Source organism: Lentilactobacillus sp. (genome assembly GCF_040773105.1).
In the GTDB taxonomy this organism is placed as follows: Bacteria; Bacillota; Bacilli; order Lactobacillales; family Lactobacillaceae; genus Lentilactobacillus; species Lentilactobacillus parabuchneri.
Genome location: NZ_JAXGWW010000151.1, coordinates 1 through 4,876 on the forward strand (window position 1 = coordinate 1; position 4,876 = coordinate 4,876).

At 42.3% G+C, this 4,876-nt stretch carries 3 protein-coding genes; all 3 read left to right on the plus strand.

The features are described 5' to 3' along the window. Positions 1-368 precede the first annotated feature (368 nt). The 3 genes from AB3112_RS08130 (at position 369) to AB3112_RS08140 (ending at position 4,606) form a co-directional block, all read left to right on the plus strand. Positions 369-2,411: an ATP-dependent Clp protease ATP-binding subunit gene (locus AB3112_RS08130; RefSeq protein ID WP_057910693.1), complete on the plus strand. Its 2,043-nt coding sequence runs from the start codon at positions 369-371 to the stop codon at positions 2,409-2,411. A 187-nt stretch (positions 2,412-2,598) separates the two neighbouring features. Then, positions 2,599-2,802, plus strand: coding sequence for a cold-shock protein (locus AB3112_RS08135; protein ID WP_020281299.1), 204 nt, complete (start codon positions 2,599-2,601; stop codon positions 2,800-2,802). A gap of 148 nt (positions 2,803-2,950) precedes the next feature. Beyond that, positions 2,951-4,606: an alpha/beta hydrolase gene (locus AB3112_RS08140; RefSeq protein ID WP_367334264.1), complete on the plus strand. Its 1,656-nt coding sequence runs from the start codon at positions 2,951-2,953 to the stop codon at positions 4,604-4,606. The last annotated feature ends 270 nt before the right edge of the window (positions 4,607-4,876 follow it).

Here is a 4,876-nt window from a genome sequence, read left to right on the forward strand (position 1 = left end):
AGCTGGCAACGACAAGTTCATTGAAGACACCATCCACCTTTGCACGGTCCACGACACCTTAAAGGATTCCGTTGCCTTCACGTTTGAAATTACGGATTAATTAGTATTCGATAGTTGAGTAAAAATTACATTAATTGTTAGCACTCTGAATTATAGAGTGCTATTTTTATTTTGTTAAATCTGGAATATACCCGGTAAAACGTTGTTTTAACGGCGTTTATCTAACAAATATTTCCAAGCCGTTTTCTTGTATCCATTACATATATATGATATTATATAGTTGTTTGAGAGGGGAATGGATGTTCGCCCCACTGGAACGTTTTTTAAATTAATCATTAATAATCACTTAGAATATGGGGGTATTGCCTATGAATAACGATATTTTTGGAGCTAACGGTTTTGATGACATTTTTAACGATCCATTCTTCAAAAACGCGATGTCTGATTCCAACAATGGTCAACAAATGCGTCAACAACCCATTCAGGTTCAAGAACGCAGACCTCAACAAAAGAAAACTTTGTTAGATGAATACGGAACTGATTTAACACAAATGGCAAAAGACGGTAAGCTCGATCCAGTTATTGGCCGTGATAAAGAAATTGAACAGATGGAAGAAGTGCTGAGTCGTCGAACGAAGAACAATCCTGTCTTGATCGGTGAAGCCGGTGTCGGAAAAACTGCCGTGGTAGAAGGCCTGGCCCAAAAGATTGTTGCCGGCGACGTTTCTGAAAAGCTTCTGAACAAGAAGATTATCTCAATTGATGTCGTTTCACTTGTCCAAGGAACCGGAATCCGTGGCCAATTCGAGGAACGAATGAAGAAATTAATCGACGACGTTTCTAAAGATAAGAACGTCATTCTATTTATCGATGAAATCCACCAAATCATTGGGGCTGGTTCAACCGGTGAAGGTGACAAGATGGACGCCGGAAACATTTTAAAGCCAAAACTGGCACGTGGTGACTTCCAATTAATTGGTGCAACGACCAGCAATGAGTACCGAGATATTGAAAAAGACCAGGCACTGGCACGTCGTTTCCAACCAATTATGGTCAATGAGCCAAGTGAACAGGACACGTTGACGATTATCAAAGGCTTGGCACCAAAGTACGAGAAGTTCCACCACGTTCAATATACCGCTGACGCGTTGAAAGCCGCAGTATCCTTGAGCAACCGCTACATTCAAGACCGAATGAATCCTGATAAGGCGATTGACCTGATTGACCAGGCCGGCGCCAAGGTTGCGATGGGATCCTCATTAACCAAAGACAAATCAACACTCCAGCAAGAAGCTGAACAACTTGAAAAACAAAAGAAAGCCGCCTCACAAAAAGAAGATTTTGAACGGGCTGCCAAGTTACGCGACAAGTTGGATCAGGTTCAAGACCAGATCAACAACATTGATAGTGGTACCAAGGTGGCAACACCAAAAGTTACACCAGAAATCATTCAATCTGTTGTTGAACGGATCACTGGCGTTCCTGTAACAGATGTCAACAAGAACGAAGTCAACCAATTGAATCATTTGGATACAGATTTAAAGAAAGAAGTCATTGGCCAAGATAAAGCGCTTGAAGCAATTTCAGCGGCCGTTCGGCGGAGTCGAGTCGGCTTCACTGAAGGCAATCGACCAATCGGCAGTTTCTTGTTTGTCGGCCCGACTGGCGTTGGTAAGACGCAAACTGCCAAAGCACTTGCCAAGGAACTCTTCGGCACGACCAAAGCCATGTTTAGATATGATATGTCAGAGTACATGGATAAGATCAGTGCAAGTAAGCTGATTGGCTCCGCTCCCGGTTACGTTGGCTACGAGGAAGGCGGTCGTTTGACCGAACAGGTCCGTCGTCATCCATACAGCCTGATTCTCATGGACGAAATCGAAAAGGCTCATCCAGATGTCTTGAACCTGTTACTTCAAATTCTTGACGATGGTCGCTTATCGGATGCCCAAGGCCGCACGGTTGATTTTAGCAACACCGTGATTATCATGACCAGTAACGCGGGCCAATCCGAAGCTGACAACAAGCAAGATGTCATTGACAGACTGAAGCCATACTTCAAGCTTGAATTCTTGAACCGAATTGATGACATCGTTCAGTTCAATTCACTCACCAAGCCTGACCTGCTGAAGATCCTTGATTTAATGCTCCATGATCTTAACGCTTTAGTTGGCAAATCACGTGGCATTCACTTCGACGTAACTGCCGATGCCAAAAATAAGTTAGTTGACTTGGGTTACAGCAAAGAGCTCGGTGCCCGTCCAATGCACAGAGTGATCACCAAGGAAATTACTGACAAATTGACGAACAGTTACCTGCAAAATCCTGATGTCAAAGATTTCAAAGTCGTTTTAAATAACGATGCAATTAAGGTTGAACCAGTGGCAGCTAAGCAAGCCGTTGCATCATAATCCCGAATTTTGCAGATTCGCATTTGACAATGACTAAGGATGTTGGTATATTATAGCTAATGTGTTTAAGGGTTCGATTTTCAAAGGTATTTGTTTTATAGTTTTATGAAATAACTCCTTGGAATCACTGCAACTTGATACATTAAATATAATTATGCGCTTAAAGCGCAAGGAGGTTTCATATATTATGAAACAAGGTACTGTTAAATGGTTCAACGCTGATAAAGGTTATGGCTTCATTACTACTGACGATGGTGACGTATTTGTTCACTTCTCAGCTATCAACAAAGACGGCTTCAAGTCATTAGATGAAGGCCAAAAAGTTACTCTTGACGTTGAAGACAGCGACCGTGGACCACAAGCTGCTAACGTTACACCAGTTGAAGACTAATTTATTAGTTTAAACTTTTAAAAGAACCAGCAATTTCGGTTGCTGGTTCTTTTTTTGTGCTTGAATAGAGATTAGCACTATACAGATATACGCCTTACATATATAATATAAGAGTTCTGCAAATATTAAGAAAGGAGAAATATATATAATGAATACAGCAAAACACTTTCAGCACACGTTGAAATTCACTGCAGCATTGGCCATCGTCTTCGGATTTCTGTTAATTAGTAACCCTACATACGCAGATTCTTCCCAAGTGCAAACAACGGCTGAACCGACAGTCACATCACCTGCGGATAGTTCGTCCACAAGTGACTCACCGTCATCAACCAACACCGATCCGGCAGCGCAATCAACTCAGTCCGTTGAAAGTACCGATACAAACACCTCAGATACGACAGCCACTCAGCAGTCAAGTGCGCCATCAGGTATCCCCCAGACAAATGAGTCGTCTGCATCCTCAGACAGTCAATCTACTGATTCGTCGACTGAAAACATGTCGACAAGCGATCAGCCGGTCGCAACTCCAAGCCCAGCTGATACAACAACTGAGCAGACAACTGAAGATCAGAACGCTGTCGGCAACGTATCTGATACAAATTCTGAAACTGCCGCCACAACGACACCGGCAACGGAAACAAATAAAAACGATATTAACGTTTCTGATATTGGAAATTCCACAGATCCCGCTATCAAGCAGTCAAGTGATAATCCATTCATCAACTTCTTTACGGGTATCACAAGTGGAATCGCCGGCTCAATCATTTATCCGTTAGTTGCCAGCCGTCAAGGTGCCCAATTTATCTCTCATTTCCGAACGCTCTTATCCCCTAATCGTTGGGATGTCAGCCAGAACTGGGCAGATTTGGATCAAAAATACAATCCGGACTACGTTAAGACGTACTATACAGATGCACAAGACTGGTACGATAACCGTGTTCAAAAAGAGACGTGGGAGGTGCCGTTTGCGGATAAAACCGGGACAGCCAGAGCAACCTACATTAAGAATGGCGACTCAAAAAAGACCATTATTTATGGTCAGGGCTGGACGACCGAACCTGAAGGCATGGGCCGGATTTCCAAGATGTTTTATGATTTGGGCTACAACGTATTGATGCCCTACACTCGTGGTCAGAACGCCAGTGATGGTGAATGGCTGACTTTTGGTAATAAGGATAAGCAGGATTGGGTGAACTGGATCAACCAGATTGATCAAGTCAACGGCAAAGACAGCCAGATTGTTTTGTATGGTCAATCATTGGGTGCTGACACAGCACTTCAATACGCTGGTTCAGGCAACCTGCCTTCTTCTGTTAAAGCAACCATTGCGGATTGTGGCTTCTCGACACTTCCCTCATTGATTTATCATTTATATAACGGGGCGGCCAATAGTCTCAACAGCATCACTTCGAAGATTGGTTGGAACCTCAATGGCTCAATTCCTTTGGTCCCATTCGATCAATTATTAACTGCGATGAATAACATTAACAAATTTGTTCAAGGCTTTAATTTGGATGATGTTTCTGGAATTACCGCTGTTAAGAACTCGAAGTTACCAACCCTGTTCATTTCAACGCAAGATGATGCATTCATCCCTGATAGTGAAACTCAAACCATGTACAACATGAGTGCTTCATCAGACAAAAAGCTTTGGATTCTCGATGGTCACGTTGGCGGCCACGCATCAGCAAGCAACGCCGTTCAGGACTATATGAACAATATTGAAGCTTTTCTTGCTCAAGCAACAAGCCAATCTTCAAATGATCAATTAGACGTTCCAGCAGCCAATACAATTGCTGCTTAATTGGATTCCTTTAAGTCTTTAACTTCTGCCATTAGTAACGGGCCATCTGTTACTAATGGCAATTTTTGTATAAAAAATAAGGAATGATAACAAAAAACTTGACCCCCATCAAGCCATCCACCTCATATCTGTGCTACTCTATTAGTATAAAAGAATTTCGGTTGATTTTGGTTGACATCCCATTTATCAATCTGTATGATTAACCTATTGACTAATAAAAAGTAAGTAACTTATTGGAGGAATTTCAAACATGAAAGAACAATTACTCGA